Here is a 26,284-nt window from a genome sequence, read left to right as displayed (position 1 = left end):
CTGGGAGGTCCGTGACGACATCCACGAAGCCTTCCTCAGCCTCGGCTGCGCCCTGATCTGCTGGCGCCGCCTCAGCTCATTGCGTTAGCAGTTCTCAGCGCCGCCGTCGTCAGAGCGGCATGGGCCAGCTCGGCCTGCGCCAGCCCCAGCAGGGGATCGGCCCCTGCGGGCAGCAGCCGCACCCGCGCGGTGTCGAGTACGGCGTGCTCCCTCCAGCCCAGCGGGTGGGCGACCGGCGTGCCCGGCGGCAGCTCACCGGCGACGACCTCACCGACGGCCGGTCCCCACAGCGCCTTCCCCTCCTGATAGGCCGGCATACCGGGAGCGCCACCCGTCAGCAGCAGTCCCATCGCGGCCCGCAGCCCGATCATCCGATTGCGGACCAGCACCTGCTCCGGCCCCGGGACCTCCAGCACCGTCTCGACGATCTCCAACCGCCCTGCGGCGGCCAGGCGCACCTCGCGTGTTCGCGTCATGCGGCCGACGCTAAACCTTGACCTGGACGTCAAGGTCAACCCCGGCACCTGGCTGACAGCCGCTACGGCGAAGCCTGCGGCAGCCGTACCGGCGACCAGACCGACTACCTCGGCGGCATGATCTTCTACCGCCGAAGCCGGCCCCGTCCGCCGGTGGTTACGGGTCGACGTTCAGCCCGAGGGCCGTGGCGATGGCGACGGCCTGAGTGATGTCGACGCGAGCGCGGCCGAGTCGCACCACGAGGGGATCCAGCGTGGACAGGTCGCTGCCGCGTAGATCGGCGCGGGTGAAGTCGGCGCTGTGCAGCAGCGCTCCGGACAGGTCCACGTCGCGCAGGGTGGCACCTCCGCAGCGGGCTCCGGTCAGGTCCGCCTCGCGCATACGCACATCGACGAAGGACGCCGAGCCCAGGGGCGCCCCTGGCAGGCCGGTCAGCGACCAGTCCCCACCCTTGACCTTCAGCAGGTCGAAGGTGCACCGGTCGAACATGCTGCCGACGAACTTGCAGCGGGTGAAGGTCGCGTCGAAGAAGGAGCTGTTGGTGAAGGTGCAGTTGAGGAACGCGCTGTCGGTGTAGGTCGAGGCGTTGAAGCGGGCGGAGCGGAATGTGCACTCGACGAAGACCGCTCCGTCGCCGGTGGACTCGGTGAGGTCCACCTCGTGGAAGGCCACGCGTTCGTAGACCCGGCCCGACAGGTCCTCGCTGTCCCAGTCGGCGAACTCGATGGCCGAGGTGGTCGGCGGGGCGGGGACTCCGTGCACACGGTCGGCCATGACATCCTCCAAAGATCACATGCATCAGAAACAGTGCTTACCACGGCTCTTATAGATGTTCGCCTGGTATCGCCACCCCTTCGGCATGGCGGGCGCTTGCGGTGGGTCGCGGCGAAGGCCGAGCGCACCCACCTGCACAAGCGCGCCACGGGCTCCATCCTCGAGGAGGAGCCGCGTGGGGCTGAGCCCTGCCGCAGCCGGCGTCCGCGGGTGTGTCCCGGGCACAGCGGAAGAACCCCCGGCCGGATGACGTGGCCAGGGGCTCTTCACGTGCCTGGATGCCGGGCGGGCACCGCCGGACCCGGGTCGATCCGACGATGTGCGGGGTCGCACGCCCGGCCACCGTCCCCGCACCGGAGAACCTGTGCTACATGGAGTCAGCGGGAGGTGCCGAGTGCGAGCAGGGCCTCGAGGGAGGGCACCCGGCGTGGTTGGGTTTGACCGAGGATGTCGCTCAGGTTCTGGTAGGTGTACCCGTAGATGGTGACGTACCCGGTGGAGGGGACAGGGCGGTCCAAGGTCCGGAAGGCCAGGCGGGACAGCCGGCTCCAGTTGTTCTCAAGTGCGAGCCCGAACCCGCCGAGTTGGGTCTGCCTTCCCCCGTTCTCGTCGATGTGGTAGCCGTAGCGGACGACGGTCTGGATGCGCCTTTGGATCCAGCCGATGCGCACGGCTTCGGAGGTCGCCGCGACGATGTTGGCGAGGCGCAGGCGGTCGGCGCTCTGGTTGGGGTGCGGGAAGCCCTGCATGTCGGAGAAGTAGTGGTAGAGGTCGAGGGCCGTGAAATGGGAGTTGGCGCGATTGCCCTGGCCGTCCAGTTCGCCGTAGGTGCTGGAGTAGCCGAGGCGCTCGAACAGGTGGTTGCCGCTCGGGTAGAAATTGACGAACTCGGTTATCAAGCTGCTGGGGGTGTCACTGAACTCGTAGTTGGAGCCCCGGACGGTGAAGCCCTCCAGGTAGAGGTTGGAGGAGCGGAAGTACAGGGTGAGGAAGTGGTCTGTGCCGTTCGACACCCGCAGCTCGATGTAGTGATTGCCCACCGTCTCCGTCCTCCAGAACGCGTCCCGCACCGGCGCGCCGGCGTGGTTGCGGAGAGTGTTCAACATCCTGCCGTAGGCCTGCGCGGCGGTCAGCCCGCTCCCGAGGAGAGTGGAGATGTCCCACGTCATCACCGTCCACCGCGCCGTGGTGTCCGCGTGCGCCGAGCTGATCGGGGCCAAGCCCAGGATGCAGGCCAGGGCAAGAAGGACCGCGCCCAGCCGCTGCGCGATCCTTTGCTTACCTGAATTCACCATGTGCCGCATACCTCCATAAGGTTCTTCTTCCGGGGTTTTGAGGGCGGGCGTCCCGGCGCAGCCGGGCGTGGAGACATCGGCCGAGGCGGCCACCAGCCGTTTGAGATGCGGGAACACAGATCTCCTTGGATCGTTTCGCGAGGTGCCAAAGAAGAGCTCTCGGTGGTGCAAATCGGATCATGTTCGCGAATCCCATACCAGGAGGAACCGCAGGAAGGATGATGGGAAGAATCGCGATCTTCCTCTTGCGGGCGGGGAGGATCTGGCTGCCGAGGAGACCAGGGTGCCGACCGATTTATCGCGTTCCTTCGCCGCGCTGCTGCGCGCTCACCGGTACGCGGCCGGGCTGACCATCGAGGAGCTGGCCGAGGCCTCAGCGCTCAGCGGCAGAGCGATCGGCGACATGGAGCGCGGCCGCAGCAGAGCCCCCAGGAGCCGCTCGGTGGAGGCGCTGGCCGACGCGCTCGGGCTGGACGCCGAGGCGCGGCGCGAACTGATCGACGCCGCCAAGGCCGGTCGCCCGTCGCCGCGCCCCACCCCCGGGCCGCCCCTGTTCGAGCTGCCGCGCAGCGTCGGCGATTTCACCGGCAGGAGCGCCGAGCTGGCCAGGCTGCGGGAGTTGGCGGCGCTGTCCGCTCCCGGCGGCGGCAGCCCCGTCGTGGCCGTGCTCTCCGGCCTGCCCGGACTCGGCAAGACGACCCTCGCCCTGTGGGCCGCCCACGCCCTGACCGGCCATTTTCCCGGCGGCAGCGCCTTCCTCGACCTGCGGGGGACGGACAAGACGCCGCTCGGCGTCGTGGCGGCGCTGACCCGGCTCCTTCGCGTGCTGGGGGTGGAGCACAGCCGCATCCCGCGCGGCGCGGAGGAGCTCACCCGGCTGTACCGGTCGCTGACCAGGGAACGCAGGATGCTGCTCGTCCTGGACAACGCCGCCGACGAGGCCCAGGTGCGGCCGCTGTTGCCCGCCTGCGGTAGCTGCATGATCGTGGTGACCAGCCGCCGTCCGCTGGCAGGCCTGGAGTCGGTACACCGGATGGAACTGGACACGCTGCCGCCGTCCGACGCGGTCGAGCTCCTCACCAGGATCGTCGGCGAGCACAGGTCGGCGGAGGACCCGCAGGCCACGGCGCACGTGGCGGCCCTGTGCGGAAACCTGCCGCTCGCGCTGCGCATCGCGGGCAACCGGCTGGCCAGCAGGCCGGGATGGACCGTGGCCCATCTGGGCGATCGTCTGGTCGACAGCGACCGTCGCCTGACCGCGCTGGTCGCCGGTGACCTCAGGGTCGACGTCGTCTTCGAGCTTTCCTACGGTCAGCTCTCGCCCGTCGCGGCGACCGTGTTCCGGCTGCTGTCGCTGGCTCCCGGGGGCGGCTTCGCCGTACCGCTCGCCGCTGTCCTCGCCGGGATCGACGAGGAGGAGACGACGGCGGTGCTGGAGGAGCTGGTCGACCTGAGCCTGCTGCAGGCGCCCCACCCTGACCGCTACCGTTTCCACGACCTGATGCTGCTGTTCGCCCAGGCGAGGTTACGCGCGGAAGAGCCGGCCGAGCGGGTACGGCAGGCGGAGGAGCGCATGCGCGCCTGGTTGCTGCACACCGCGATCGGAGCGGGGCAGTTGTTCAGCCCGTCCCCCGTCCAGGCGGTACTGCCGGACACCGCGCTGCGTTTCTCCCTGCGTGAACCCGCCGCCGCCTGGCTGGACACCGAGGCCGACGCCTGGCTCGCCGCCGTCGGCTCGGCGGCGGCGGACGGCGAGCACCAACTGGTCCTGGATGTCGCCGAGGCCATGCACTGGTTCTCCGACCTCCGCATCCACTGGCCGCACTGGCTGACGCTGTTCTCCCTGTCGACGCGGGCTGCTCGCGCACTCGGCTACCGCCGCCAGGAGGCCGTGCATCTGAACTACTGCGCCTGGACGCTCTCGTCCTGCCTGGGCCGCCACCGCGAGGGCCTCGAACACGCCGCCCGGGCGTTCACCCTCGCCGGGCAGGTGGGCGACCTCCGTGAGCAGGCCTGGGCCCTGTCCTACTTGGGCAACGCCCACCTCGAACTCGCCCGCCAGCCCGAGGACCACCCCCTGGGGACGGAGCGGGAGCACCTGGAGCGCGCGGCCGAGCACTTCGGCGCCTCCTCCCGGCTCCTCGTCCGGTCGGGCGACCTGCTCGGCCACACGGTGGCGGCACGCAAGCTCGGCGAGGTGCTACGCGAACTGGGAGACCCGGAGACGGCCCTGCTGGTCCACACCGGCATCCTCGAGATCTACCTCACCGGAAAGCACGACTTCCCCGCCACGCAGCAGGACATGGGCACAGGCCTGTGCCTGCGGGACATCGGAAACGACCTGGCCGCCCAGGGCCGCTGGCAGACGGCGGTCGATCACTACCACCGGGCCCTGCCGTACTTCAGCGCCACGGGCAGTGTCCCGACCATAGCGTCGCTGCTGTACTCCCTCGGCCGCGCCTGCACCGAGACGGCCGACCATCCGCAGGCCCGAGCCCATCTGGAGCAGGCCATGACCCTCTTCACCGAGATCGGCGACCTGAACGGGCAGAGCCGGGTACGCCAGGCCCTGGACGACCTTTGACTCTATGCAGGCATTTGCCTGAGTAATGCCCTATGGCGTGACCTCGCTTCATGACGCCTACGGTGCCTTTATCGATGCCGACGGTTGCGTCCACGGAGGTGGTGTATGAGTTTGACCTGTGCACAGGCATGTCGGGAGGTTGTCCTTTCAGCCGGGCCAGCTCGGGTGGGCCATCGGTTTGCCGACGCGACCACCGGCACACCGAGTAATGGTCATCGTGCCGGCCCAACGCCGGTGAGTTGTCGGTGCAGGCGCTGGGCCTGCTCCAGCAGCTGGCTCTTACGAGTTCCGGCGGCGAGCGCGGCGACGGCGGGCAGTTCACCCCGGGCGTTGGCCCAGTCGGCGACGTCGGCGGCGAAGGCGACCAGGCGGGTGTGTGCGCTCGTCGGTTTCTCCTCCGGCAGGTAGGTCTCCAGCAGGCCGGTCATGATCTCCCAGACCGCGTGGTGGGCGCCCCGCTCGGCCGCCAGGCGCAGCGTGGACAGCACCTTCGCGGGCTTCGCGCCCCGCTGGAGCAACACGGCCAGGCAACGCCCTGTCTCCGGCCAGGGAGCGGGGCCGGTGGCGGCCAGCCGCATCAGATCGAGCGCGCCGTGATCCTCGACAATCATGGAGGCCAGCAGCAGGCCCATCGCCGGTCCAACCGGCCCCTCCGCCGACACCAGAGCGCTCAACCCCGAGACATAGCCGGATGAGCCGGGCAGCACCGCGACCGCGGCCAGCTCCCGATGGGCCGCGAAGATCGCCACATCCCCGTCAGGGTGCTTGCCCCACTGCTGCTCGAACAGGTCGCCGACCAACTCCTCCAGCTCCGCGTCCATCGTGACCGTGGGCTTTTCACCCCAGGTCAGCGTCACCTCCGGGTCCGCAGGCCGGTTGGTGAGCCATCGGTGCAGCCGCCGCCCGGCCGCTGACCTCAGCCGCGCCGCCTTCCGCAGCTCCAGCTCCGTCACCGTACGGCGAAGCCGCAACAACGCCTGCGCCAGGTCGAGCGGCAGCGGTTCGATCCCGGCCCGCTCGTGCCTGGTGAGGCGTTCGATCAGGATTCCGGCGTCGATCAGCCCGTTCTGCCTGGTCGGCGTGGCCAGCAGGCACGGAGGCAGGGCGTCGTCCGCGAGCGCCCGCAGGATCTCGGCCGTCCGGCGCTGGAGCTGGAGGTCCCAGACGGGCGCCTCGCCGGGCAAAGCCGTCCGCCGGGAGAGCGGGCTGCGTTCCTGCGGCGCCTCGCCGAGGCCGGTGAGCGCGGCGGCGACGCAGGCGGGCAGGTCGGGCAGGGTGCGGAAGTCCTTGTGGCCGCCGTCGGAGCGGCTGCCGGACTCGGCGAGCGGGCGCAGGGCGGTTATGAGGTCCCGGCGGTGGTCGCGGGTCAGCCGGACGAAGCCGTCGAGCCACCGGTCGGCGTCGAGCCAGTCGCACCAGATCAGCTTGACGCGGGCGAGTCGGCTCGGGTGGTCGATGTCGGGTGGGGTGGGGTGCGGGTTGCTCACCATAGGCAGCGGCGGGGGGACGAACGGCTCGCCCTCCGGCTCGGGTTCCGGCACCGGATCTCCGCCGAAGACCTCGGCCAGCACCCGGCCCCGCTCGGGCGGCAACACGTCCCAGACCGCGCGGATGGTGGCGTCACCCTCGGCCTTGGGCAGGCTGTCGATCGCCGTACGCACCACCTCGACGCTCGCCTCCCCCAGTTTCGCGGCGTGCGCGACGACCAGTTTGACGGCGCGTTCGCGAGCCCCGGCCGACGCGCAGGTGAGGGCGACGGCCAGTGCGGTGATGTGGTCGTCGGGATCGGCTCCGGCCTTGAGCAGCTTGTCGAGCAGGGACAGGCCGACCTTGACCAACTTGCCCTCGGGCCGGAACAGCAGCGCCTCGACGGCGTCGGCGGGCGGCGTGGCGGACAGCCTGCGGATCACTCCGAGCGCCAGCTCGGCGACGGGGCCGGGGGCGGCGGGCAGCAACGCCAGGTAGTCGCCGAGGTGGGGACGCAGTTCCTCGTCCGTGGGCGCGAGCCGTTCGTGCAGGAGGGTGAAGAAGTGCAGGTCGAAGGCCGGGGCGCCGCGCAGGAAACGGCTGCGGCAGCCGTCCAGCAGGGTCTCGCGCCTGGTACGGCCCGCCTCGGCCAAGCCGGTGAGCGCGTCGATCCATCCGTCGGTGCCGCGCCGTCCCCAGTAGTCGGCGCGGCGCAGCAGCCTGCCCGCGCCCTCCGCCTCGAAGATCGTGGGCAGCAGCGCGTCGGTGAGCGGGTCCTCGGCCAGGCTCCCGAGGTCGGCGGTGGCGATCCACAGGGCGGTGAGCGGGTCGTGGCGCGGTGGCTCGGCGCCCGTCTCCCGCAACAGGATCAGAGTGAGGCGCTCCAGCCCGCCATCACCCGGGTCCAGGGAGCGCAGGCGCAGCGCCAGCCGTACGGCGAAGTCGCGGCGCCAGTCATCCGGGCGGGAGCGGACGATCGCGGCGCACAGACCGGCCTGGGAGATCGGCAGGACGACTTGATCGCGGGTGAAGTCCCGTTTGAACAGCCAGGTCAGCGCGGCGGCCGGGGTGGCGATCGTGCCGAGTCCGATGAGCCGCATCGGCTCGATCCAGCGGCGCTCAGGGTCATCGGACGCGCGGATGACCTGGAGGTGGGCGGGGAGCCTGGCGGCGATCGGTTTGCGGTCCGTCTCCGTCAGGGTGGTCACCAGGGCGACGATCGCCGCGGTGTCCGAGCCCGCGATCGCGGCCTCGACATGATCCCAGGGGGTGGTCATGGCAGGGGAGCCTAGGGCAGGCCACCGACATCAGGAGACGAGCGTGAAGGCTCGGTGCCGGCCTGGTCGTCGAGGTAGGGCCAGGCGCCGTTCTCCCGCTTCTCGCCCTTGGCGTCGCGCTGACTGCACAACGCACCGGTGGCCTGCTCCCCTGGTCTCGGAAGGACAGCCACGATGTGTCGTGCCGGTGTTGCCGGGCACCGGCGCAGTTGGGCAGGCGGAGGCACCCAGCAGATCGGTGTCACAGCCGGAAGGGGTTCCCTCCTTGGGCTGCGATGAGGTACCAGGCGGTCACCCCTGTCCGGAGTCCAGGCCGTCGTTCGAGGCGGCGACGGACGGCGCGCGCGAGGACACAGGAACTGCACATGCTCAGCTCGGCGATCGAACTGAGCACAGACGCGAACCCCTGGCATCGCTTCCGCGTACCGCGGGAGGCAACGGCGGGGGTCGGTATCCGGATCCCGGCGACAACCGACGGCACGCTCACGCCTCCGGTCGAGATCGCCTGGGACACACCTCTGCCCGGGTACACACCGGTGCGCACGCTCTCCGTAATAGATGCGGCCCCGCCCGTCTGACCTGCCGGTGCACGGTGGTCACGGGCCCTTTCCACCGCGGCCTGCCGCATGGACACTTGGAGGCTTCGGCGCGGACGCCAGATGAGCCCTGCCTGGCCACAACCGGCGAACTCGAAGCGCGACAAGCAACTCACCCCAGTTTTCCGGTCAGGCCTGCTCGTTTGATCCAGCGGGGGCTGCGCTCGAAGCGTTCGGCGATCGCCCGTTCCGAAGGGAGCGTCCCATCTGGCCGGCGGTTCTCCCTCGCCCACCGCCACGCCTCACGATGCAAGACCACCACACCTTCTCGGGGGCGATCGTCCTCCGGCTCCTGATCCTCGTCCTGCTGCGGTTCCGGGGGTTGCCGTCCGGTGTTCCAGGAGGCCCGGCGGATCTGGGACATCAGGAGCTCGTAGCTGCCGATCAGCGCGACGCTCGGCCAGGCGGCGATGACGCGGCCGATCAGCCCGGGCTCGGCCACGACGATGTCGACGCCCAGGCCGGCCAGACTGCCGACCATGAGCAGGGTCCAGGCCAGGGCGCCGCAGCGGGAGCCGTACCGGTTGGCCAGCAGGATGGACATCGAGGCCACCACGATGATCCCGTCGACGGCCAGCGGGATGAGCACGGCGGCCAGGCGGTCCTCACCGTGACGCAGGCACAGCTCGTGCATGTGACGGAACGAGACGACGGCCGCGATGACCGCCAGAAGAGCGACACAGGCGATGGTCAGGCGCTGGATCCGGCACCATCGCCGCTCACCCCTGACCCAGCAGAAACCTGGTGGTCAGCGTGAAGGCGTGTGCGTTTAGTACGACTCCCCCTCGGACACGTACCTTTCGCACATGTGGAGGCCGGGTTGAACCCGAGCCTCCACTAGCTTTTTCTGGGGCTGATAGGTCAGGCGCAGGCCGATCTGCGCGTGAACCTCGGCCTTGTCGTTCGGGTCGGTCTCGGACAGGACCCGGCGGGTCTCGGCGAAGGTCACGCGGAGTCTTTCAACGTACGCCTCGGGGGTGGGCTCCTGGCCGTACTCGCCGCCGCAGTAGTGCCGCAGCCCCCAGTACGGCGGGCTAGTGGTGTCACCGAACCTTGCTGGGCTATTTGATCTCGGCGGGAGAGCAGGCCAGCCTGATCCCGGAGGAGTTTTGGGAGGTGGCCGTGGCGCGTAAACCCGAGGTGTTCGTCCGTGCGTTGACGATGGAGAAGCGGCGCCTGCAGAGGATCACCCGCTCAGCCAAGGATCCGGTGAAGCTGCGGCGGGCGATCGTGGTGCTGATGTCCGCACAAGGACAGTCCGCTTCCGCCATCAAGACGTTGATGCAGGTCAGTGATGACTACGTTCGCCAGGTGGTGCATGCGTTCGACGAGCGGGGGTTCGAGGCTTTGGACCCAAAATGGAGCGGAGGCCGTCCGCGGAGGATCGGTGAGTGGGTGCGAGAGCGCATCTGCCTGATCTCCCGGACGACCCCAGCCGAGTGGCGGCATCACCGATTTTTCCCCCTGGACCTCTCCCGGAGGAATTCGACGTTACCGGCTCCCTCTGACATCACGCCTGGTCCATGCATAGCCGTGGCCTGGTCGGAACGGGCGTGGTTGCCTCCACGGAGGTGCCTCGCGAACGTCCTTGGGGCCGACAGACTCGATTGCTCAGGCAGCAATTCCTTGGCGGCGGTGGAACTCAGTCGCGATCGGCGGGTCAGTCGTGGGTGGACGGCCCTGGTCCGGGCGCGGCGTACCGGGCGGCGATGGTGTGGACGGCCTCGTCCACTACCTGAGCGACGCGCTCGGCGCTCACCTTCCAGCCCGGCACGAGGAGTGTCGGCCAGAAGACGTAGTTGGAGATCATGCCCAGGAATTGGGTGGCTGCGAGCTCCACGTCCTCGATCCGCACCGTTCCCGCCTCGTGCTCGGCTAGGAGATAGCCGCGTACGGACTCGAAGTAGGGCATCTTCCCGTGCGAGAACTGCGCATTGGCGAGTTCGGGAAATCGCGGCAGCTCGGCGATGACGATTCGGAACAGGTCGGTCATCTGGGGGCGGCTCAACAGCTCGGCGTAGCGGCGACCGATGGTGCTGAGCCCGTCGACGATGTTGCCTGCCGACGGAAGATCCTCTTCGTCAGCGGTTGCCCAGGACTCGGTCACGATGGCGTCGAACAGGGCAGCTTTGCTCGGAAACTGCTTGAACAAGGTGGCCCGCGAAACGCCCGAGCGCTCTGCGATCCGCGCCAGCGACGTCCGGTCGTAGCCCAGCTCAAGAAACAGTGCGGTCGCGGCCGTCACGATCAGCGCGCGCTTCTCCTGGGCGACGCGCTGGTGGTACGTCGTCACGACCTTGCTCATGGGCCGAGCATACAAGATGAGTGGCTTGACTCACCATTGCCATCGATCTAGTGTCAGGGCAGCGGTGAGTCACTCAGCTCACCATCGGCCGGCGTTCGTCTCCGAAGCTCCCGGCCGGTCACCCCCGTACCGAAGGAACATCTGATGCCCCGCTTCGACGACCAGACCGTACTCGTGACCGGTGGGACCGGCGGCCAGGGCTCGAGCCACGTACGCGCTTTTCACGCGGAGGGAGCAAACGTGGTGATCGGCGACATCGACGCCGAACGCGGCACCGCTCTCGCCGACGAGCTCGGGACCCGCGCTCGCTTCACCCGCCTCGATGTCACCGACGAGAGCTCGTGGTCCGCCGCTGTGCTAGCCGCCGAGAGCACCTTCGGCGCCCTGAACGTGCTCGTCAACAACGCGGGCGTGCAGAACCCGCCGGCAACGATCGAAGACACGGAGCAGGCCACGTGGTCGCGCATCCTCGACATCAACCTCACAGGGACCTTCCTCGGCATCAAGGTCGCCGCCCCCGCTCTGCGCCGCGCGGCAGGGGGAGCCATCGTCAACATCGCCTCGACCATGGCCCTGGGCGGCACGGCGCACTACGCACCGTACGTCGCCAGCAAGTGGGCCGTACGAGGCCTCACCCGAACGGCAGCACTCGAACTCGGCCGCGACCACATCCGGGTGAACACCATCCACCCCGGCGTGATCGCGACCTCCTTCATCCACGAACCAGCGGCCGGCGCCACCGCGGCGATCGCCGACTTCTACTCACCCGAGCCGTTCGCCGTCCCCCGGCTCGGAGAGCCGACCGACGTCACCCGGCTTCTCCTGTTCCTCACGTCATCGGACGCGTCGTTCATCACAGGGTCGGAGTACGTCATCGACGGTGGACTCCTCCTCGGCCCCGCCCTTCAGACCGAGACCGCATGAGCACTCCAGACACGACCGGGTCGAACGACTCCGCACGGGACGCGTCTTTATCCCACCTGCCCGACCACGTCCGGCGAGCCATCGAGATCACCCCCGCCGCGGGCACCAGAGAACGAATCATCGACATCACGACGCTGGGGCGACGCACCGGCCGGCCACACCGCATCGAGATCTTCTTCTACCGGGCTGCGGGCGCAACCTACCTGTGCAGCGGCGCGGGCGGGGCCGCGACCGACTGGCATGCGAACCTTCTCGCCAAGCCCAACTTCACCTTCCACCTCAAAAGCGGGACCCGCGCGGATCTGCCCGCACGAGCCACGCCGGTCACCGACCCAGCTGAACGTCAGACCGTGCTGACCGAGATCGTCGCGGATCTCAATCAACCCCACGACCCCGGCACCATCCGGCCGACACGACTCGAAGACTGGGCCGACAGCCGACTGATGCGCATCAGCTTCCGCCAGCGGCCGTGATCGCGGACTCCTCGACACGTGACCTATTCCCAGGGACTGGGGTGTAGTCGCGGCTAGGTGTACTGACCTGAGAGGTCAGGTACGCGACTGGCGGGTGGGCGGCCCTTGTCACCGAACTGACCTCTGAAACGGGCCAACGCCCTGGCCGCTCGTCCACACTCAGCGCGCTGATTTGATCGTTGCGGCGCACGCCGATGCTCGCGGTGTGCAGATCGTTCCCGCCGGCGGCCGCGAGCCCATCCAGATCGTCTCCCGCGCCCATGGCCAGCCCGACCTGCCCCAGAGGTTCGCCATCGCACTGCTGGCGAAGATCAACCATCTCATGACGGCTTCCCCTCAGGGCCACACCATTCATGCGGCCTGCCAGGAGGCGACCGGGTGGCAGTGGCAGGTCCAGACGCTGTGACCCGCTCATGAAACGGGTACCCAGGGACGCCGGTACAGTCTCGTGCCCGGCGGCATCGGAGACTACTGCCGGGGCGGGGCCGTGGGGCTGCCGGTGCGCACCCTCGCTTAGTCGGTGACGGCGGGCCGCCGTAGTCGGGCACGCTGGGTTGCATGCTGATCACCCTTGACGCGAACGCCGACCGGTCCAACGTGCTGGCGGCTCTGCGTCACGTGCACACGGCCGCCGTCAACCTCGCGCACAGCCCGTCCTCAGTCGCCGAGTTGCACGGGCAGTACCTGTCGTGGGTGACCGAGGCCCGTAGCCAGCCGCGCGGGCAGCTCAGCCGGGACGACATTGACTGGCTGACGCTCAGCCGCACTTCAGCGCCCTGCTGACCCTGCAGACCGGGTCGCGCAGCGCCTCTCAGGTCACCAGGCCCCGGCGGTAGGCGTAGACCACCGCCTGCACGCGATCGCGCAGATCGAGCTTGGTGAGAATGCGCGACACGTACGTCTTGACGGTCTCCTGGCTGATCACCAGCGCGGCGGCGATCTCGCCGTTGGACAGGCCATCGGCGATCAAGCGCAGTACCTCCAGCTCACGCGGAGTCAACGGGACATCGTTCTCCGTTCCTCTGACGGGACGGATGCGCGCCGCATACCTGCCGACGAGCTGCCGCGTCACCTCCGGCGCCAACAGGGCCGCACCCGTCGCGACGGTGCGGATACCGTGCAGCAACTGCGCCGGCGGCGCGTCCTTCAGCAGGAACCCGCTTGCCCCGGCCCGCAACGCCTCATAGACGTACTCGTCCAGGTTGAACGTCGTCACCACGAGCACCTTGACGGGGTCGGCCACCCCGGCGCCGGCCAGCCTGCGAGTCGCCTCGATGCCGTCCAGCACCGGCATCCGCACGTCCATCACCACGATGTCCGGACGCAGCCGCCGGGCCAGATCGACCCCGGTACGGCCGTCGCCGCACTCGCCCACCACCTCAAGGTCGGGCTGAGCATCGATGATCGTCGCGAAACCGGTGCGGATCAGCGCCTGGTCGTCGCAGACCAGCACGCGAAGCGGCGCCGTCACGACGGGCGTCCCGCCGGGATGCGGGCCCGCACCACGAAGCCGCCACCCGTCCGCCGGCCCGCGCTGAACTCACCGCCCAAGGCGTTGACCCGCTCGCGGAGCCCGGCCAGGCCCCGCCCGCTACCACCGGGGGAACCGGTCCGCGAACCCGAACCGTCGGTGCTCACCTCCACGCCGATCTCCTTCTCCCCGTAGCGCACCGCAACCACGGTACGGCTGCCATAGGCGTATTTGAGCGCGTTCGTCAGGGCCTCCTGCACGACCCTGTAGGCCACGAACTCGGCACTGCCCGCCGATTCCGCCGCGCTGCCCTCCTCGGTGAACTCCATCGGCTGCCCGGCCTGACGGGTCTGCTCCACGAGCGTGCCCAGCTCACCCGCGGAAGGCACCCCGACCTCACTGTCATGATCGGCCTTGAGCAGGTCGAGCATGTGGCGCAGATCGGAGATGGCCCGCCGACCGGTGTCGGTGACGGTACCCAGCGCCGCGTCAAGGCGGTCGGGAGCCGCGGTCAGATAACGCGCGGCCTCGGCCTGCACGACCATCGCCGTCACATGGTGCGTCACCACGTCATGGAGCTCGCGGGCGATCCGCGTACGCTCGGCGGCACGGGTGGCCTCGGCGGCATGGCGACGGCGTTCGGCCTCGGCCGCGCGAGACGAGCGCAACCACGCCCCCGTGCCCCATGCCAGCGTCAGCGCCAGGTAGAACGCCACATAACCCTCCGCCCTCTCGGTCCCGCCCAACCGGTCCAGCACCAGCGCCAGCGCGACATACGCCATGGACAGCACGACTACCGTGACGCGCCGGTACCGCTCCAGGTGCGCGCCCGCACTGATGAGCGCGATGGGCATCGCGTTGCTCGCGAACACGTGGTAGGCGCGTACCTGGTCGAGGACGAAACCGAGCGACACCAGAACCAGGCACATCGCCGGCCACCGTCGACGCACGGCGAGCGCAAGGCACTGCAGGGCGATCGCCACCAAGGCCAGCCCGTCGAAAGGGCCCATCGGCAGATCACCGACCTGCGTCCCCTTGCCGTGCAGGGCCGGTAGTAGCGACGCGACGGCGACCAGCAGCCCGAACACCGAATCGCGGATCACGACGTCACACCGCCGCCACAGCTCCATGATCCGCCGCAGATCGATCACCGTGCGAGCGTAGCGTCCGCGCCGCGCCGGAACGGGACCACGTTTCCGCGCCGACGGGCCAGCCGCATGAACACGACCGTCAGCAGCAGGCCGGCCACCACCGCGAACAGGCTCGCCTCCGGACCGAACGCACCGCCCGTCAGCGCAGCGGGGCCCGACGTCACACCACGCAGCAATCCCTGCGCCACGCCTCCGCCCGACACCTCGGCGCCGAAGATGCCGGCCGCCGCGAAGTTCCAACCGAAGTGCACACCGATCGGCACCCACAGAGTGCGCGTGGCGGCGTAGGCCGCGGCGAGCATGCTGCCCGCCTCGATCGCGATGGCGATCGCACCCCACAGGCTGGCATGCGGGTTCAACAGGTGCGACAGGCCGAACAGCAGACTGGTCGGCACCAGCGCCAGCCACGTACCGACGCGTTCTTCGACGATCCTGAACAGGATGCCGCGAAACAACAGCTCCTCGTTCACCGCGACGGCGGCCATGACGCCCAGCAGCCCGACCGCAGCCGCCGGTGAACCCAGACCGTCGATCCGGTAGCCGCCCACGACGGCGATGCTCACGATGACTGCCGCGAACAGCGCGACACCGATCAACGCCCCCTTCGCGACGGTGCCGGCGGCTCCCTGCGTCGCCACCTCAGCCGGTGTGCGGCCCTCGGACCACCGCACCGTCCGCGCGTAGACGAACACGGCGAGTGCGGCCATCGCAACGCCGAAGAGCAGGGTGAGAAGTGGACTGCCCTGCACCACGCCCATGATCGCATTACCACCGAAGGCGACCACCGCGACCGGCACGAACTGTTTCAACAACCGCATGACGACTCCCTCACGTGCGGGTCACACGGCGGGACTCCGCCGCTACACCGGGAAACGCTAGGCATCCGGCGCGCCGGGATCGTCCCCATCAGGTGGACAATCACCAGTAGCTCGCATGGGGGACAACAACGCCCCTCGGCGGCCTCCGACGCCGCCGCAGACGGCGCACCTCCCCAGCGGATCCCGCGCCACACGGCAGGGAGCGGCGACTGCGGCCTTCCCCCGGCGCCATCGGGAGCACCGTTCGGCGTGGTGAGCGCGGATCAGGTCGGCCAGGCGGACAAGAGCGCGGTTGGACAGCGCGATCGCGGCGGGGTAGACAGCGACGAGGCTCCCGGTTGGGGTGTCGGATCTGGGGCGACTGCTGTCTTGCCGGGGGGACTCGTCTCCCCCAATTCCCTGCACCCGCGCTGACCGGCACCGTCAGGTTGAAAAAATCTCATAGGGTCAGGTTCTTGACTAGAGAGACCATATAAGCCAGTTGACCTCAAGGGTTATCAGCCGGCACGGCGCCCCAGGCGTCGGTCTCCTCCCTACAGGAGGTGTCGTTAAAACTCGTGTCACCGAGTTCCACGAAACTCCGAAGCTCAGCAGGGGTGGCCGGCCGGTCATCGCGATGGGCGCCGGGGTTCTACTCGCTGAACTCGGTCACGGAATACGCCTTGTCCAGCCGACCGGCGGCCAGGTCGTCGTAGCGGATCACAAAACTCCCGGAATAGAACTCATCGGCCACGGGAAAACAGGCGAGCGACATCCACTCACTTGTCAGCCGGTGTTTCTCCTCCTCCACATGGGATGAAGTGTCAGCCGTGACCCGAGAGAACCCTTCGGCGCGGCGCGTTCGAACGGAAAGTCACGGCAGCCGCTCCACAGCTCAAATGCTCGTCATGCCCCACCACCCGGCAGGAGGCGCTCAGCGTCGTCTCCTTGAGCCAGGCCACCGCCGGGGGCGTCCCGCATCCGGCAGGTGCCGGTGCGCTCGTTCGACAGGACGGCTCTTGGCTCTGCCGCGCGCGTGGTGGACGCCAGGCGTGAGCGGCGACCGCGTCGCGTCGTCGTGCCGGCCGATCTCCGTGGCCGTCGGGTCGTGCGGGAGGTCGACGGTGATGTCGAGGCCACCGCCGGAGCGGGCGCTGATCGCGATGCGTCCCCGGTGGGCGAGGGTGATCGCGCGGACGATTGTCAGTCCCAGTCCCAGGCCGTCGGTGCGGACTCGGGGGTCTTGCCCGTGCACGAACGGTTCCAGTAGCGTCTCCGCCGCCTCGGGCGGGATCTCCCTGCCGGTGTTGGAGATCCGCAGGACGGCACATCCACCCGCGGTGTCCGTGTCGATGGCCAGGTGCCCGCCCGCCTGGTTGTAGCGGATCGCGTTATCGATCAGGTTGCCGATCATTCGTTCCAGCAGGACTGGTTCGCCGGTGACCGGTGCCGGCCGGAGCCGGGGCCGTATTGTGACGTCGGCGACCGCCGCTCGCGCTTGGGCGGCGTCGAGGGCTGTGTCCGCGATGGCGGCGAGGTCGGCTGGTTGCCGCGCTGTAAGACCGGCCTGGCTGCGTGCCAGGAGAAGCAGCCCGTCCAGGACGCGCTGCATGTGTGTGACGGCGTCGCGGACGTCGCCGGCCATGGTGAGCAGCTCGTCACGGCTGGGGTGGCCGTCCAGGGTGACGTCGATGGCGGTACGGGCTGTGGTCAGCGGGGTGCGCAGCTCGTGGGCGGCGTTGGCGGTGAACAGCCGCTGGCTGTCCAGGATCTGGTCTCGCTCGGCGACGCCGCGCTGGATGCGGTCCAGCATGTCGTTGACCGTGCAGGCCAGCGCCGACAATTCGTCGGCCGGGGCGGTGACCGGGACCCGCTCGGTGAGGTTCTCGGCCGACAGCCGCCGGGCGGCGACGGAGATGACGCGGATCGGTCGCAGTACCCGGCCGGCCACCAGCCAGCTCAGTACGGCGGCCAGGGCGGTCACCGTGACGAGCGCCAGGCCGGCCTGGGGCAGGAGCGCGGCCAGAGTGTCGGCCTGTACCTGGTCGGCGAGATAGAGCAGGTCCTGCGGCTGTGGCCACAGCGGCACCGGCTGGAACACGCCCCGCGGGTTGGGCCCGGGCGAGACCAGTCGGGTGAAGAACGCCGGGCGCCGCCTCGTCAACAGGTAGGTCAGTCCGGTCAGCGCGGCCCCCGCGGCCAGCACGAGGGCGGTCTGCAAGATGGCGAGCCGGGCCCGGGCGGTCAGCCTCACGGGCCGATCCGGTAACCGGCGCCGATGACGGTCTCGATCAGCGGCGGGTCGCCGAGCTTGCGGCGCAGCGTGCCGACGGTGATCCGGACCGCGTTGGTGAACGGGTCGGCGTGCTCGTCCCACACCCTCTCCAGCAGCGTCTCCGCGCTGATCACGTCACCGTCGGCGGCCAGCAGCTGCTCCAGCACGCCGAACTCCTTGGGGGTCAGGCGCAGCAGCCTGCCGTCCCGCTCGGCGCTGCGCCGGGCCGGATCCAGGCTCACCCCGCCGATGCGCAGCACCGGCGGACGGGCCGGTGCGCTGCGCCGTACCAGGGCGTGAACCCGGGCGACCAGCTCGGAGAAGGCGAACGGCTTGCCGAGATAGTCGTCCGCTCCCAGCATCAGTCCGCCGACCCGGTCCTCCACGGCGTCGGAGGCGGTCAGCATCAGCACCCGCGACTCGCCTCGCTGGGCGAGCCGACGGCAGACGGAGTCGCCGTGCACGATGGGCAGGTCCCGGTCCAGGACCACCACCTCGTACGGAGTGAGCTCGCACTTGTCCAGCGCGCTGCGGCCGTCCAGGGCCACGTCGACGGTGAAGCCGTGCTTGCGCAGCCCCGCCTGGATGTATCCGGCGAGGGGCTGCTCGTCTTCGACCAGGAGCACACGCATCCGGGCAGTATCGCAACGCTCGCATATGGACCACATATGGTCCGCCGATCGCCCGTCGATAGGCGCCGGCCGGTAGATGTGATCCCTCTCAACGTTCCCGCAGAGAGGATCACGACGAGATGAGCCGTGCAGCGGAGACGCCGAACGTGTCCGGCCCCAACCCTCGAACAGTTCATCCGACGGTTCATTCGACAAGGAGAGCTCCCATGAGACGACGAGTCCTCAGCGCGCTGGTCACGGCACCGTTCGCGCTCACCCTGCTTCTGGCCGGCTGCGGCTCGGGCGACGGAGGCGGCGCGGACGTGGCCTCGGTGAGCGACGGCGCCGGTGACAGGGCCGCGGACAGCGCCCCGCCCAGCGCGGATCCGCGGGAGATGGCGTTGAAGTTCGCTCAGTGCATGCGGGAGAACGGCGTCGACATGCCGGACCCCGATTCCAGCGGCAAGATGATGATGAAGTTCGACAAGGACACGCCACAGGGGAAAGTCGAGGCGGCTCAGGAAGCGTGCAGGCGGTACGCCCCCAGCGGCCGGCAGGTCCGCAATGACCCCAAGGCGACCGAGAACCTGCGCAGGCTCGCCCAGTGCATGCGCGACAACGGCGTCGAGGCCTATCCCGACCCCGAGGGCGGCATGATGCGCATCACCCGGGAGGTCGGCGAGGACCCCGACTTCAAGGCCGCGGAGGAGAAGTGCAAGCAGGAGTCGGCTGACGCCGGCCCGGGAGGTTCTTGATGGCGACGGCCACCGTCGACGACAAGACGGAGCCGGGGGCCACGCCTCCCAGGCGGCGCCGCCGTGGCAGGGGCAGGCTGGTGGCCGGACTGCTGCTCGCAGCGGCGGCGGGCGGCGGGTTCGTCGCGGTCAACAGCGTCGGCCTGTTCGAGGGCGGCGCCGGTCGCACGCAGTCGGCCGCGGCCCTGCCTCCGGCCACCACGACGGTGACCAGGCAGACCCTGAACGACACCAGGGAGGCCGACGGCGAGCTCGGCTACGGTCCCGTGACCTCGGCCATGGCCCGTCAGGCCGGCACGGTCACCTGGCTGCCCGACAGCGGCGCGACGATCACACGTGGCAAGTCGCTGTACCGCCTGGACGACAAGCCGGTCATGCTTCTGTACGGGGATGTGCCCGCCTACCGGGATCTCAAGATCGGCATGAAGGGCAAGGACGTCGAGAACCTGGAGCGCAACCTCAGCAAGCTTGGCTACGACGGCTTCACGGTGGACGAGAAGTACACCTACGCCACCTATGTGGCCGTCAGGGAGTGGCAGGAGGACCGCGGCCTGGACGAGACCGGCGTGGTCGAGCTGGGCCGGGTCGTCTTCACCCCCGGCAAGGTGCGGGTGGAGAGCCTGGAGTCGGAGGAGGGTCAGCCGGCCCGGCCAGGGCAACAGGTGCTGACGTACACGGGCACATCCAAGGTGATCACGGTGCGGTTGGCGGCCGAGGACCAGCCGATGGTCAAGGAGGGCGCCATGGTCGAGGTCACGCTGCCGGACGGCAGGAGTGTGAAGGGCGAGGTCACCGAGGTGGCCACGATCATCGAGCCGGGCGACGGCCAGAACGCTGAGCCGGAGACGCGCGTGGAGGCGCTGGTCTCGATCGGGGCCGCCAGGTCGGCCAGGAGGCTGGACAGGGCGTCGGTGGACGTGACGTTCACGGCGTCGCAGCGCAAGGACGTGCTGACCGTGCCGGTGGCGGCGCTGGTGGCGCTGCGGGAGGGCGGTTTCGGCCTGGAGGTCATCAAGGGCGGAAAGTCCAGCTATATCGCTGTTGAGACGGGGTTGTTTGCCGGCGGTCGGGTCGAGGTGTCCGGGGACGGGCTGAGCGAGGGCATGATCGTGGGGATACCGAGATGACGTACCCCATGATCGCGCTGACGGACGTGTCCAAGACGTATTCGGGCGGGGTGGCGGCCCTGAAGTCGGTGTCGCTGCGGATCGAGCATGGCGAGTTGGTCGCCATCTCCGGGCCTTCTGGATCGGGCAAGTCGACCATGCTGAATGTCGTCGGGACGCTCGACCAGCCCTCCTCGGGGACCGTCCAGATCGACGGCTGCGACGTCTCCAAGCTGTCCGACAACCATCTGTCGGCGCTGCGCGCGACCACGATCGGGTTTGTCTTCCAGTCCTTCCACCTGGCTGCGAGGGTCCCCGCGCTGGACAACGTGGCCGACGGCCTCGTCTACACCGGCCTGAGCAGGGCCGAGCGGCGCCACCGCGCGGCGGCGGCGCTCAGGCGGGTGGGGCTGGAGCACCGCATGGACCACGAGCCGCACGAGCTGTCGGGCGGGGAGCGGCAGCGCGTGGCCATCGCCAGGGCCGTGGCGGGCGATCCGCCGCTGCTCCTGGCCGACGAGCCCACCGGTGCCCTCGACTCCGTCTCGGGCACCGGGGTGATGGAGCTGCTGCACGAGCTGAACGGGGGCGGCACCACCATCGTGATCATCACGCACGACCGTGAGATCGCCGCCGGCCTGCCCCGGCGGGTGAGCATGCGTGACGGCCAGATCGTCTCCGACTCCGCCAGGCAGCCCGAGCCCGTGGAACCAGGGGTGGCGTGATGGCGGTCGTCGAGACGCGGCGGCCCAGACCGGCCCCGGCCCGGATGCGGCCGGGCGACGTGATGCGGGTCGGCGCGGTCGGCCTGCGTACCCGGCCGTTGCGGGTGTTCCTGTCGGCGTTGGGCATCGCCATCGGCATCGCGGCCATGGTCGGCGTGGTCGGGCTCTCGTCCTCCTCGGGCGCTGAGCTCGACCGTCAGCTCTCCGCGCTGGGCACGAACCTGCTCACCGTCTCCGCGGGCTCGACGATCACCGGCGAGGCGGCCCAGATGCCGAAGGGCGCGGAGGCGATGATCGAGCGGATCGGGCCCGTCGAGTCGGCCTCGTCCATCGCGAAGATCACCGAGGCCAAGGTCTACCGCTCGGAGCACATCCCGCAGGCCCAGACCGGCGGGCTCAACACGTACGCGGCCCGCCTCGACCTGCTCGACACGGTGGGCGCGACCCTGCACAGCGGCACCTGGCTGAACGCGGCCACCGAACGTTATCCCGCCGCCGTGATCGGCTCGTCCACCGCCCAACGGCTGGGCATCGGCGCGGCGGGGCCGGACACCCAGGTTGTCGTCGGCGGCATCCGCTTCACGGTCGTCGGCGTCCTGAAGCCCGTGGCGCTGGCCGCGGAGCTGGACAGCGGGGTTCTCGTCGGCTGGCCGGTGGCCGAGGAACGGCTGGGCTTCGACGGGCACCCGACCACGCTCTACACCCGCTCGGAGGAGGCCAAGCTGGAGTCCGTACGCCAGGTGCTGGCGGGCACAGCCAACCCGGAGGCGCCGAACGAGGTGGACATCTCCCGCCCGTCCGACGCGCTGGCCGCCAAGCAGGCAACCAGCCAGGCGTTCACCAGCCTTCTCCTGGGGGTGGGCGCGGTGGCGCTGCTCGTGGGCGGGGTCGGGGTGGCCAACACGATGGTCATCTCGGTGCTGGAACGCCGCGCCGAGATCGGTCTGCGCCGCTCGCTGGGGGCCACCAGGGGGCAGATCAGGACGCAGTTCCTGGTCGAGTCCCTGCTGCTGTCGGCGCTGGGCGGCACCGGCGGCACCCTGCTGGGGACAGGGGTGACGACGGGGTACGCGCTCTACAGCGGCTGGCCCTCGGTCGTGCCGGCCTGGGCCACGATCGGCGGCCTCACCGCGACCCTCCTCATCGGCGCAGTCGCCGGACTCTACCCGGCCGTCCGCGCCTCCCGCCTGTCCCCGACGGAGGCCCTGTCCACGCCGTAGACGGGGGTCGAGCGGTCACCGAACGGCCGGTGGCGTCGACGAGCCGCCCGGGCTCGGGTCACCGCCACTGGCCGTTCTGATACGGGCGGGGTCATCGGTGGCGTCTGCCGCTGGGGTCGTGCCGGCGAGGGCGACGGCTTCGGCACCGACCGTGATCGGCTCACCGTCCTCCAGCGGCAGGTACGGCGGGCCGTCCGTGGAGTGCCGCCTCCACAGCACGTCGTCGGCGGGGTGGAGCCGGATGGGCGCGCCGAGCGGGGCGGCGGCGTTGATGTGGTCGTTGTGGGCGTGCGCGCACACGACCGCCTCCAGGATGGCTCCGGCGTCGTGCGCCGCGTCTCCTCGGCATATACGGGGACGATGGCGCGCCTCCCTCTCTTCGACGGCTTTGACATCGCTCGACGGCCGCACGGGCCAAGGTCAGAGAGCGGTTCGATGACGCCCGTTCCGACTGCGGACTCCCGCGACACCACCGTGGGGTATGGGGGTCCTTCGATGGTCTCTCGCCGGGCGAGCGCTGACCAATGTCGGTTCCGCTCCGACCTATGACCGTCTCGGCATAGGTCAATCCCGACATAGCTCGGGCGTGATTAGGCATTGGCCGGACACGGGGTTTCGGGGACAGCATCACCTGAACGGCTCAGAACGGGAGAAAGGTAAGCGGTGTCCAGCGCAGCACGACACGCCCAGATCATCGGCGCGGGTCTCGGCGGGCTGACCGCGGCGGCGGCGCTGGCACAGTGCGGCTGGATCGACGCGCTCGCGGGCGCGGCGGTCCGAGCCGGGGTGGAGATCGTCACCGGTTCCCCGGCGGTCGCCGCGCACACCCAGCGTTTCTCCTATCGGCTCGGCCACCTCAACCCCCTGCCCGACCGCCCGCGTGCGGCTCTCCTGGCCGTGATGAACCGTTCACGCTCGCTCGCCAGGATGCGCATGCGCGCCGCGACCACCATCCCCACCGGTATGAACCGTTTTCCGGCGTGACCGCACGCCGGCGGAAGGAAGATCAATGGAAACCCTGGTCCTCGACGGCAACCCGATCGACTACGACGTCACCGGGACCACCGGTCCAACGCTGGTGCTCGTCAGCGGGTGGTGCCAGGACCACCGGTTGTTCGACCACGTGCTCCCCCTGCTGGCCGAAAACCATCGGGTGATCCGCGCCGACTGGCGCGGGCACGGCGCCGTCCGCTCGGTCGAGGCCGACTTCGGGCCCGCCGAACAGGCCGCCGACGTGATCAAGCTGATGGACGCCCTCGGCGTCGACCGGTTCGTGCCGGTCTCCACCTCGCACGGTGGCTGGGCCAACATGGAGATCACGGACCGGCTGAGCCCCGAGCGGGTGCCCGGTTCCGTCGTCATCGACTGGATCATGGTGGAGGCCTGGCCGGAGTTCGTCCAGGACCTGCGCGACATCCAGGACCCCGAACTCTGGCTCGCCGGTCGGCAGCGGCTGTTCGACTTCTGGCTCGGCGGCACCGCGCATCCGGCGGTCGCCCGCCACCTCGACGACGAGATGGCCTCCTTCGACTTCGACATGTGGGCCCGTTCCTGCCGGGTCATCGAGAACGCCTACGCGACCTGGGGTTCCCCGCTGCGCAGGATGGCGGCGTTGAAGGTACAGCGGCCGATCGCGCACCTGTTCTCGCAGCCGAGCCTGCCGGACTACGAGGCCGTCCAGCGGGAGTTCGCCTCGGCCAACCCGTGGTTCCGGCCGCACCGCATCCCTGGGCAGACGCACTTCCCGACGCTGGAGTCGCCCGCCGTACTCGCCGGACTCGTCGAGAAGTTCGCCGCCTCGGTCGGCCGGTGAGTCTCGGGCAGGACACCGACCGCGCCTACAACGTGCGGGCGACCGTGCCCGTGCCGGTCTTCGACGAGAACATGCGGCTCTACCGGGCGTGGTCGGAGTCGGCGGTGGACGGGCTGCGCGGTCACCCGGGCCTCGTCTACGACCACGTCAGCGGCGAACGGCTGGACGTCTGGGGCGTCGGCGACCGGCCCCGGCCCGTCTTCGTCTTCGTGCACGGCGGCTACTGGCGGGCCCTGTCCCGCGCCGACTCCGCCTTCATGGCGCGCATGCTGGACGAGCAGGGCATCGCCACCGTCGTGGTCGACTACACGCTCGCGCCACGGGCGACGCTGGAGGAGATCGTCCGCCAGGTCCGCGCGGCCGTGGCCTTCGTCCACCGCGAAGGCGCACGCCACGGGCTCGACCCCGACCGCATCGTCGTCGGCGGCAGTTCGGCCGGTGGGCACCTGACCGGGATGCTCATGCTCGACGACTGGCAGGAGCCGCTCGGCCTGCCCCGGGACGTGGTCAAGGCGGCCCTGCCGATCAGCGGGCTGTTCGACATCAGGCCGCTGGTCCACAGCTTCGCCAACGAGTGGCTCGGGCTCGACGACGCTCGGGCCGCCGCGCTCAGCCCCGCGCTGCGCCTTCCGGTCCGGCGCCCGCCCGCGGTCTTCGCCGTCGCCGAGCACGACGGCTCCGGCTTCGTCGACCAGAACATCCGGTTCCACCAGGCCTGGGGCACCGGCTCCGAGCTGCTGGTCGTGCCGGAGGTCAACCACTACGACATCGTGCTGGAACTCACCCGGCAGGACTCCGCGCTCAGTCGTGCCCTGCTCGGCCTCTTCACCCCCCTTTAGGAGGCTGCATGGACCGCCCGTCCCGCAAATGGTGGATGCTGGCGATCGTCTCCGCCGGATTCGTCGCGATGACGACCAACTGGTTCAACATCGCCGCCGGATTCGGCCAGATCAGCGAGACCTTCCAGTTGGACATCCCCCAGGTCGCCTTACTGATCTCCGTGTTCGTCATCGGCTACGGCGTCTTCCACATCCCGGGTGGGGTGCCGGCGACGCGCATGGGCATGCGCTGGGTACTCGCCCTCGGCCTCACCGTCGAGGGCGCCGCCGTCATCCTCTCCGCCACCGCGAACGACTTCGCCACCCTGCTCGTCTTCCGCGTGCTGTGCGGTGTCGGCGCCTCGGTGTTCGCGGCCGTGGGTGTCGCGGCCGTCAGCGTCTGGTTCCGGAATCGGCACCACGCGCTGGCCCTGGGCGTCACCTCCGCCTGCTTCAGCGTCGGTTCCGCCGCGGGTCTGTACACCTGGCGCGACCTCACCGACGCGTTCGGCTGGCGCACGGCGCTGGTCGCCGGGGGTGCCCTGTGCGTCGTCGTCGGCGTGGTGACCGCCGCCGCCTTCCGGGTCCCCGCCGACGGCGACCACCTGCGTGGCATTCGGCTGACCCGTGCCGCCCTGCGCGAGGGCCTCATGAACCGTGGCATCTGGCTGTACGGCGCCGCCTTCCTCGGTGCCTACGGCGCTTTCATCGCCGGCTCCCAGCTGATCGCCGGCTACGGGCTCGACCAGAGGCACGTCGGCGCCGGCGAGGTGGCCCTGGCCGCCTTCCTCATCGGGATCGCCGGTGTGCCCGGCAGTGTGGCGGGCGGCTGGATCAGTGACCGGCTGTCCAGCCGACGTAACGTCTTCGTCGCGGCGGCCGTGGCCGAAGGGGTGTTCGTCCTGCTCGTGCCGCTGAGCGGACCCGGCTGGTTCTGGGTGCCCGCCATGGGTCTCGGCTTCATGTTCAACTTCGCGCTGGCCGTGTGGCAGACCATCCCCGGTGACCGGCCGGGGCTGTCGCAGGAGAACATCGGCACCGCCTTCGGGCTGATGCTGACGATCTCGGCGGTGGGCGGGTTCGCCCTGCCGTACCTGTTCGGCGAGCTCGCCCCCACGGCGGGCTACCCGCTGGCCTGGTCGGCGCTCGGCGTGCTCAGCATCGGTTGCGCGTTCCTGGCCATGCTCAACGGTGAAACCCGACGCACCCGACGGCGGAATCCCCCGCTCCCCACCGCCTCCGACGCCTGACCTTGGCCCTGTCCGCACCGGCTGCTCCTCCTGCCGGTGGGCGCGGAGCCGCCGCGCTCGAACCGGCTTCGCCGAAGGCGCCGTGACTTCGATGGCCGCCGCCCCGCCTTCCGGTTCCTG

The 26,284-nt window shown here is 69.8% G+C and carries 27 protein-coding genes and 2 pseudogenes; 14 read left to right on the top strand and 15 right to left on the bottom strand.

The genetic code is table 11. The features are described 5' to 3' along the window. Positions 1 to 71: 71 nt before the first annotated feature. The 3 genes from ABZ463_RS25950 to ABZ463_RS25940 all read right to left on the bottom strand — a co-directional run bounded on the left by ABZ463_RS25950 (position 72) and on the right by ABZ463_RS25940 (position 2,546). Positions 72 to 476 (bottom strand): hypothetical protein, encoded by a 405-nt coding sequence (locus tag ABZ463_RS25950; RefSeq protein WP_362779829.1) that lies wholly within the window; start codon positions 474 to 476, stop codon positions 72 to 74. 157 nt (positions 477 to 633) lie between these two features. Further along, entirely contained in the window at positions 634 to 1,251 is a 618-nt protein-coding gene (locus tag ABZ463_RS25945; RefSeq protein WP_362779826.1) for a pentapeptide repeat-containing protein, read from the bottom strand. A gap of 377 nt (positions 1,252 to 1,628) precedes the next feature. Next, positions 1,629 to 2,546 (bottom strand): ribosome-inactivating family protein, encoded by a 918-nt coding sequence (locus tag ABZ463_RS25940; RefSeq protein ID WP_362779824.1) that lies wholly within the window; start codon positions 2,544 to 2,546, stop codon positions 1,629 to 1,631. A gap of 283 nt (positions 2,547 to 2,829) precedes the next feature. On the opposite strand from ABZ463_RS25940, the gene ABZ463_RS25935 reads away from it, so the two are divergent. Next, positions 2,830 to 5,130 carry a tetratricopeptide repeat protein gene (locus tag ABZ463_RS25935; protein WP_362779821.1) on the top strand — a complete coding sequence of 767 codons (2,301 nt, stop codon included), beginning with the start codon at positions 2,830 to 2,832 and terminating at the stop codon, positions 5,128 to 5,130. 212 nt (positions 5,131 to 5,342) lie between these two features. On the opposite strand, the gene ABZ463_RS25930 is transcribed toward ABZ463_RS25935, so the two are convergent. The 4 genes from ABZ463_RS25930 to ABZ463_RS25915 form a co-directional block, all read right to left on the bottom strand. Further along, a complete protein-coding gene (locus ABZ463_RS25930) occupies positions 5,343 to 7,874 on the bottom strand; it encodes a DUF6493 family protein (RefSeq protein ID WP_362779819.1) in 2,532 nt (843 codons plus the stop codon). Between the two features lie 11 nt (positions 7,875 to 7,885). Beyond that, a complete protein-coding gene (locus tag ABZ463_RS25925) occupies positions 7,886 to 8,047 on the bottom strand; it encodes a hypothetical protein (protein ID WP_362779816.1) in 162 nt (53 codons plus the stop codon). A 535-nt stretch (positions 8,048 to 8,582) separates the two neighbouring features. Beyond that, on the bottom strand, positions 8,583 to 9,158 hold the full coding sequence (locus tag ABZ463_RS25920; RefSeq protein WP_362779834.1) for a DUF2637 domain-containing protein: 576 nt from the start codon (positions 9,156 to 9,158) through the stop codon (positions 8,583 to 8,585). Between the two features lie 81 nt (positions 9,159 to 9,239). Beyond that, positions 9,240 to 9,419: a hypothetical protein gene (locus tag ABZ463_RS25915; RefSeq protein ID WP_362779814.1), complete on the bottom strand. Its 180-nt coding sequence runs from the start codon at positions 9,417 to 9,419 to the stop codon at positions 9,240 to 9,242. Between the two features lie 212 nt (positions 9,420 to 9,631). Here ABZ463_RS25915 and ABZ463_RS25910 point away from each other — a divergent pair. Beyond that, positions 9,632 to 9,841 (top strand): annotated as a pseudogene (locus ABZ463_RS25910) (helix-turn-helix domain-containing protein); the annotation flags it as partial. Between the two features lie 289 nt (positions 9,842 to 10,130). Here the strand turns inward: ABZ463_RS25910 and ABZ463_RS25905 are convergent. After that, positions 10,131 to 10,775: a TetR/AcrR family transcriptional regulator gene (locus tag ABZ463_RS25905; protein WP_362779811.1), complete on the bottom strand. Its 645-nt coding sequence runs from the start codon at positions 10,773 to 10,775 to the stop codon at positions 10,131 to 10,133. A 144-nt stretch (positions 10,776 to 10,919) separates the two neighbouring features. Here ABZ463_RS25905 and ABZ463_RS25900 point away from each other — a divergent pair, with 144 nt between their 5' ends. From ABZ463_RS25900 to ABZ463_RS25885, 4 genes are all read left to right on the top strand, one after another. Next, positions 10,920 to 11,699 (top strand): glucose 1-dehydrogenase, encoded by a 780-nt coding sequence (locus ABZ463_RS25900; RefSeq protein ID WP_362779809.1) that lies wholly within the window; start codon positions 10,920 to 10,922, stop codon positions 11,697 to 11,699. Further along, on the top strand, positions 11,696 to 12,172 hold the full coding sequence (locus tag ABZ463_RS25895; protein ID WP_362779806.1) for a nitroreductase/quinone reductase family protein: 477 nt from the start codon (positions 11,696 to 11,698) through the stop codon (positions 12,170 to 12,172). The genes ABZ463_RS25900 and ABZ463_RS25895 overlap by 4 nt, the downstream gene beginning before the upstream one ends. Positions 12,173 to 12,377: 205 nt before the next feature. Then, positions 12,378 to 12,578, top strand: coding sequence for a hypothetical protein (locus ABZ463_RS25890; RefSeq protein WP_362779803.1), 201 nt, complete (start codon positions 12,378 to 12,380; stop codon positions 12,576 to 12,578). A 152-nt stretch (positions 12,579 to 12,730) separates the two neighbouring features. Beyond that, on the top strand, positions 12,731 to 12,955 hold the full coding sequence (locus tag ABZ463_RS25885; protein WP_362779801.1) for a hypothetical protein: 225 nt from the start codon (positions 12,731 to 12,733) through the stop codon (positions 12,953 to 12,955). 28 nt (positions 12,956 to 12,983) lie between these two features. Here the strand turns inward: ABZ463_RS25885 and ABZ463_RS25880 are convergent, their stop codons facing one another. The 6 genes from ABZ463_RS25880 to ABZ463_RS25855 all read right to left on the bottom strand — a co-directional run bounded on the left by ABZ463_RS25880 (position 12,984) and on the right by ABZ463_RS25855 (position 18,498). Further along, positions 12,984 to 13,643, bottom strand: coding sequence for a response regulator transcription factor (locus ABZ463_RS25880; RefSeq protein ID WP_352016586.1), 660 nt, complete (start codon positions 13,641 to 13,643; stop codon positions 12,984 to 12,986). Then, entirely contained in the window at positions 13,640 to 14,794 is a 1,155-nt protein-coding gene (locus tag ABZ463_RS25875; RefSeq protein WP_362779799.1) for a histidine kinase, read from the bottom strand. Before ABZ463_RS25875 ends, ABZ463_RS25880 begins: the two co-directional genes overlap by 4 nt. Beyond that, complete coding sequence (locus tag ABZ463_RS25870) at positions 14,791 to 15,612, bottom strand: CPBP family intramembrane glutamic endopeptidase (protein WP_362779796.1); 822 nt, start codon at positions 15,610 to 15,612, stop codon at positions 14,791 to 14,793. Before ABZ463_RS25870 ends, ABZ463_RS25875 begins: the two co-directional genes overlap by 4 nt. 631 nt (positions 15,613 to 16,243) lie before the next feature. Further along, entirely contained in the window at positions 16,244 to 16,402 is a 159-nt protein-coding gene (locus ABZ463_RS25865) for a hypothetical protein (RefSeq protein ID WP_362779794.1), read from the bottom strand. 123 nt (positions 16,403 to 16,525) lie between these two features. Then, on the bottom strand, positions 16,526 to 17,845 hold the full coding sequence (locus ABZ463_RS25860; protein WP_362779791.1) for a HAMP domain-containing sensor histidine kinase: 1,320 nt from the start codon (positions 17,843 to 17,845) through the stop codon (positions 16,526 to 16,528). Further along, positions 17,842 to 18,498 carry a response regulator transcription factor gene (locus ABZ463_RS25855; RefSeq protein ID WP_352016593.1) on the bottom strand — a complete coding sequence of 219 codons (657 nt, stop codon included), beginning with the start codon at positions 18,496 to 18,498 and terminating at the stop codon, positions 17,842 to 17,844. The genes ABZ463_RS25860 and ABZ463_RS25855 overlap by 4 nt, the downstream gene beginning before the upstream one ends. A 206-nt stretch (positions 18,499 to 18,704) precedes the next feature. On the opposite strand from ABZ463_RS25855, the gene ABZ463_RS25850 reads away from it, so the two are divergent. From ABZ463_RS25850 to ABZ463_RS25835, 4 genes are read left to right on the top strand one after another with little or no spacing between them, the layout of a single operon-like run. Further along, entirely contained in the window at positions 18,705 to 19,232 is a 528-nt protein-coding gene (locus ABZ463_RS25850) for a hypothetical protein (RefSeq protein ID WP_362779789.1), read from the top strand. Beyond that, complete coding sequence (locus tag ABZ463_RS25845) at positions 19,232 to 20,359, top strand: peptidoglycan-binding protein (RefSeq protein ID WP_362779787.1); 1,128 nt, start codon at positions 19,232 to 19,234, stop codon at positions 20,357 to 20,359. The genes ABZ463_RS25850 and ABZ463_RS25845 overlap by 1 nt, the downstream gene beginning before the upstream one ends. Beyond that, a complete protein-coding gene (locus tag ABZ463_RS25840; RefSeq protein WP_362779785.1) occupies positions 20,356 to 21,063 on the top strand; it encodes an ABC transporter ATP-binding protein in 708 nt (235 codons plus the stop codon). The genes ABZ463_RS25845 and ABZ463_RS25840 overlap by 4 nt, the downstream gene beginning before the upstream one ends. Next, positions 21,063 to 22,283, top strand: coding sequence for an ABC transporter permease (locus tag ABZ463_RS25835; protein WP_362779783.1), 1,221 nt, complete (start codon positions 21,063 to 21,065; stop codon positions 22,281 to 22,283). Before ABZ463_RS25840 ends, ABZ463_RS25835 begins: the two co-directional genes overlap by 1 nt. Before the next feature lie 210 nt (positions 22,284 to 22,493). Here the strand turns inward: ABZ463_RS25835 and ABZ463_RS25830 are convergent. Beyond that, positions 22,494 to 22,595, bottom strand: a pseudogene (locus ABZ463_RS25830) (MBL fold metallo-hydrolase); the annotation flags it as partial. 351 nt (positions 22,596 to 22,946) lie between these two features. On the opposite strand from ABZ463_RS25830, the gene ABZ463_RS25825 reads away from it, so the two are divergent. The 4 genes from ABZ463_RS25825 to ABZ463_RS25810 are packed head-to-tail and all read left to right on the top strand — an operon-like array spanning position 22,947 to position 26,164. Further along, entirely contained in the window at positions 22,947 to 23,267 is a 321-nt protein-coding gene (locus tag ABZ463_RS25825; protein WP_362779781.1) for a hypothetical protein, read from the top strand. A 25-nt stretch (positions 23,268 to 23,292) separates the two neighbouring features. Beyond that, positions 23,293 to 24,096 carry an alpha/beta hydrolase gene (locus ABZ463_RS25820; RefSeq protein WP_352014930.1) on the top strand — a complete coding sequence of 268 codons (804 nt, stop codon included), beginning with the start codon at positions 23,293 to 23,295 and terminating at the stop codon, positions 24,094 to 24,096. Further along, the gene (locus tag ABZ463_RS25815; protein WP_362779779.1) at positions 24,093 to 24,935 is read left to right on the top strand and encodes an alpha/beta hydrolase; all 843 of its coding nucleotides are present in this window, start codon (positions 24,093 to 24,095) and stop codon (positions 24,933 to 24,935) included. Before ABZ463_RS25820 ends, ABZ463_RS25815 begins: the two co-directional genes overlap by 4 nt. An 8-nt stretch (positions 24,936 to 24,943) precedes the next feature. Next, a complete protein-coding gene (locus tag ABZ463_RS25810) occupies positions 24,944 to 26,164 on the top strand; it encodes an MFS transporter (protein ID WP_362779777.1) in 1,221 nt (406 codons plus the stop codon). The last annotated feature ends 120 nt before the right edge of the window (positions 26,165 to 26,284 follow it).

The sequence above is a fragment of the Streptosporangium sp. NPDC020145 genome, assembly GCF_040631275.1.
Classification (GTDB): Bacteria; Actinomycetota; Actinomycetes; order Streptosporangiales; family Streptosporangiaceae; genus Streptosporangium.
Note: the sequence above shows the minus strand (reverse complement) of the source record. Positions and strands in the feature narration are given on the sequence as shown.

Bases quoted from the DNA above. Each gene is read 5' to 3' on its own strand.
- ABZ463_RS25950 (WP_362779829.1), bottom strand. From the start codon at position 476: ATGACGCGAACACGCGAGGTGCGCCTGGCCGCCGCAGGGCGGTTGGAG.
- ABZ463_RS25945 (WP_362779826.1), bottom strand. From the start codon at position 1,251: ATGGCCGACCGTGTGCACGGAGTCCCCGCCCCGCCGACCACCTCGGCC.
- ABZ463_RS25940 (WP_362779824.1), bottom strand. From the start codon at position 2,546: ATGGTGAATTCAGGTAAGCAAAGGATCGCGCAGCGGCTGGGCGCGGTC.
- ABZ463_RS25930 (WP_362779819.1), bottom strand. From the start codon at position 7,874: ATGACCACCCCCTGGGATCATGTCGAGGCCGCGATCGCGGGCTCGGAC.
- ABZ463_RS25905 (WP_362779811.1), bottom strand. From the start codon at position 10,775: ATGAGCAAGGTCGTGACGACGTACCACCAGCGCGTCGCCCAGGAGAAG.
- ABZ463_RS25900 (WP_362779809.1), top strand. From the start codon at position 10,920: ATGCCCCGCTTCGACGACCAGACCGTACTCGTGACCGGTGGGACCGGC.
- ABZ463_RS25895 (WP_362779806.1), top strand. From the start codon at position 11,696: ATGAGCACTCCAGACACGACCGGGTCGAACGACTCCGCACGGGACGCG.
- ABZ463_RS25885 (WP_362779801.1), top strand. From the start codon at position 12,731: ATGCTGATCACCCTTGACGCGAACGCCGACCGGTCCAACGTGCTGGCG.
- ABZ463_RS25870 (WP_362779796.1), bottom strand. From the start codon at position 15,612: ATGCGGTTGTTGAAACAGTTCGTGCCGGTCGCGGTGGTCGCCTTCGGT.
- ABZ463_RS25855 (WP_352016593.1), bottom strand. From the start codon at position 18,498: ATGCGTGTGCTCCTGGTCGAAGACGAGCAGCCCCTCGCCGGATACATC.
- ABZ463_RS25850 (WP_362779789.1), top strand. From the start codon at position 18,705: ATGAGACGACGAGTCCTCAGCGCGCTGGTCACGGCACCGTTCGCGCTC.
- ABZ463_RS25845 (WP_362779787.1), top strand. From the start codon at position 19,232: ATGGCGACGGCCACCGTCGACGACAAGACGGAGCCGGGGGCCACGCCT.
- ABZ463_RS25840 (WP_362779785.1), top strand. From the start codon at position 20,356: ATGACGTACCCCATGATCGCGCTGACGGACGTGTCCAAGACGTATTCG.
- ABZ463_RS25835 (WP_362779783.1), top strand. From the start codon at position 21,063: ATGGCGGTCGTCGAGACGCGGCGGCCCAGACCGGCCCCGGCCCGGATG.
- ABZ463_RS25820 (WP_352014930.1), top strand. From the start codon at position 23,293: ATGGAAACCCTGGTCCTCGACGGCAACCCGATCGACTACGACGTCACC.
- ABZ463_RS25810 (WP_362779777.1), top strand. From the start codon at position 24,944: ATGGACCGCCCGTCCCGCAAATGGTGGATGCTGGCGATCGTCTCCGCC.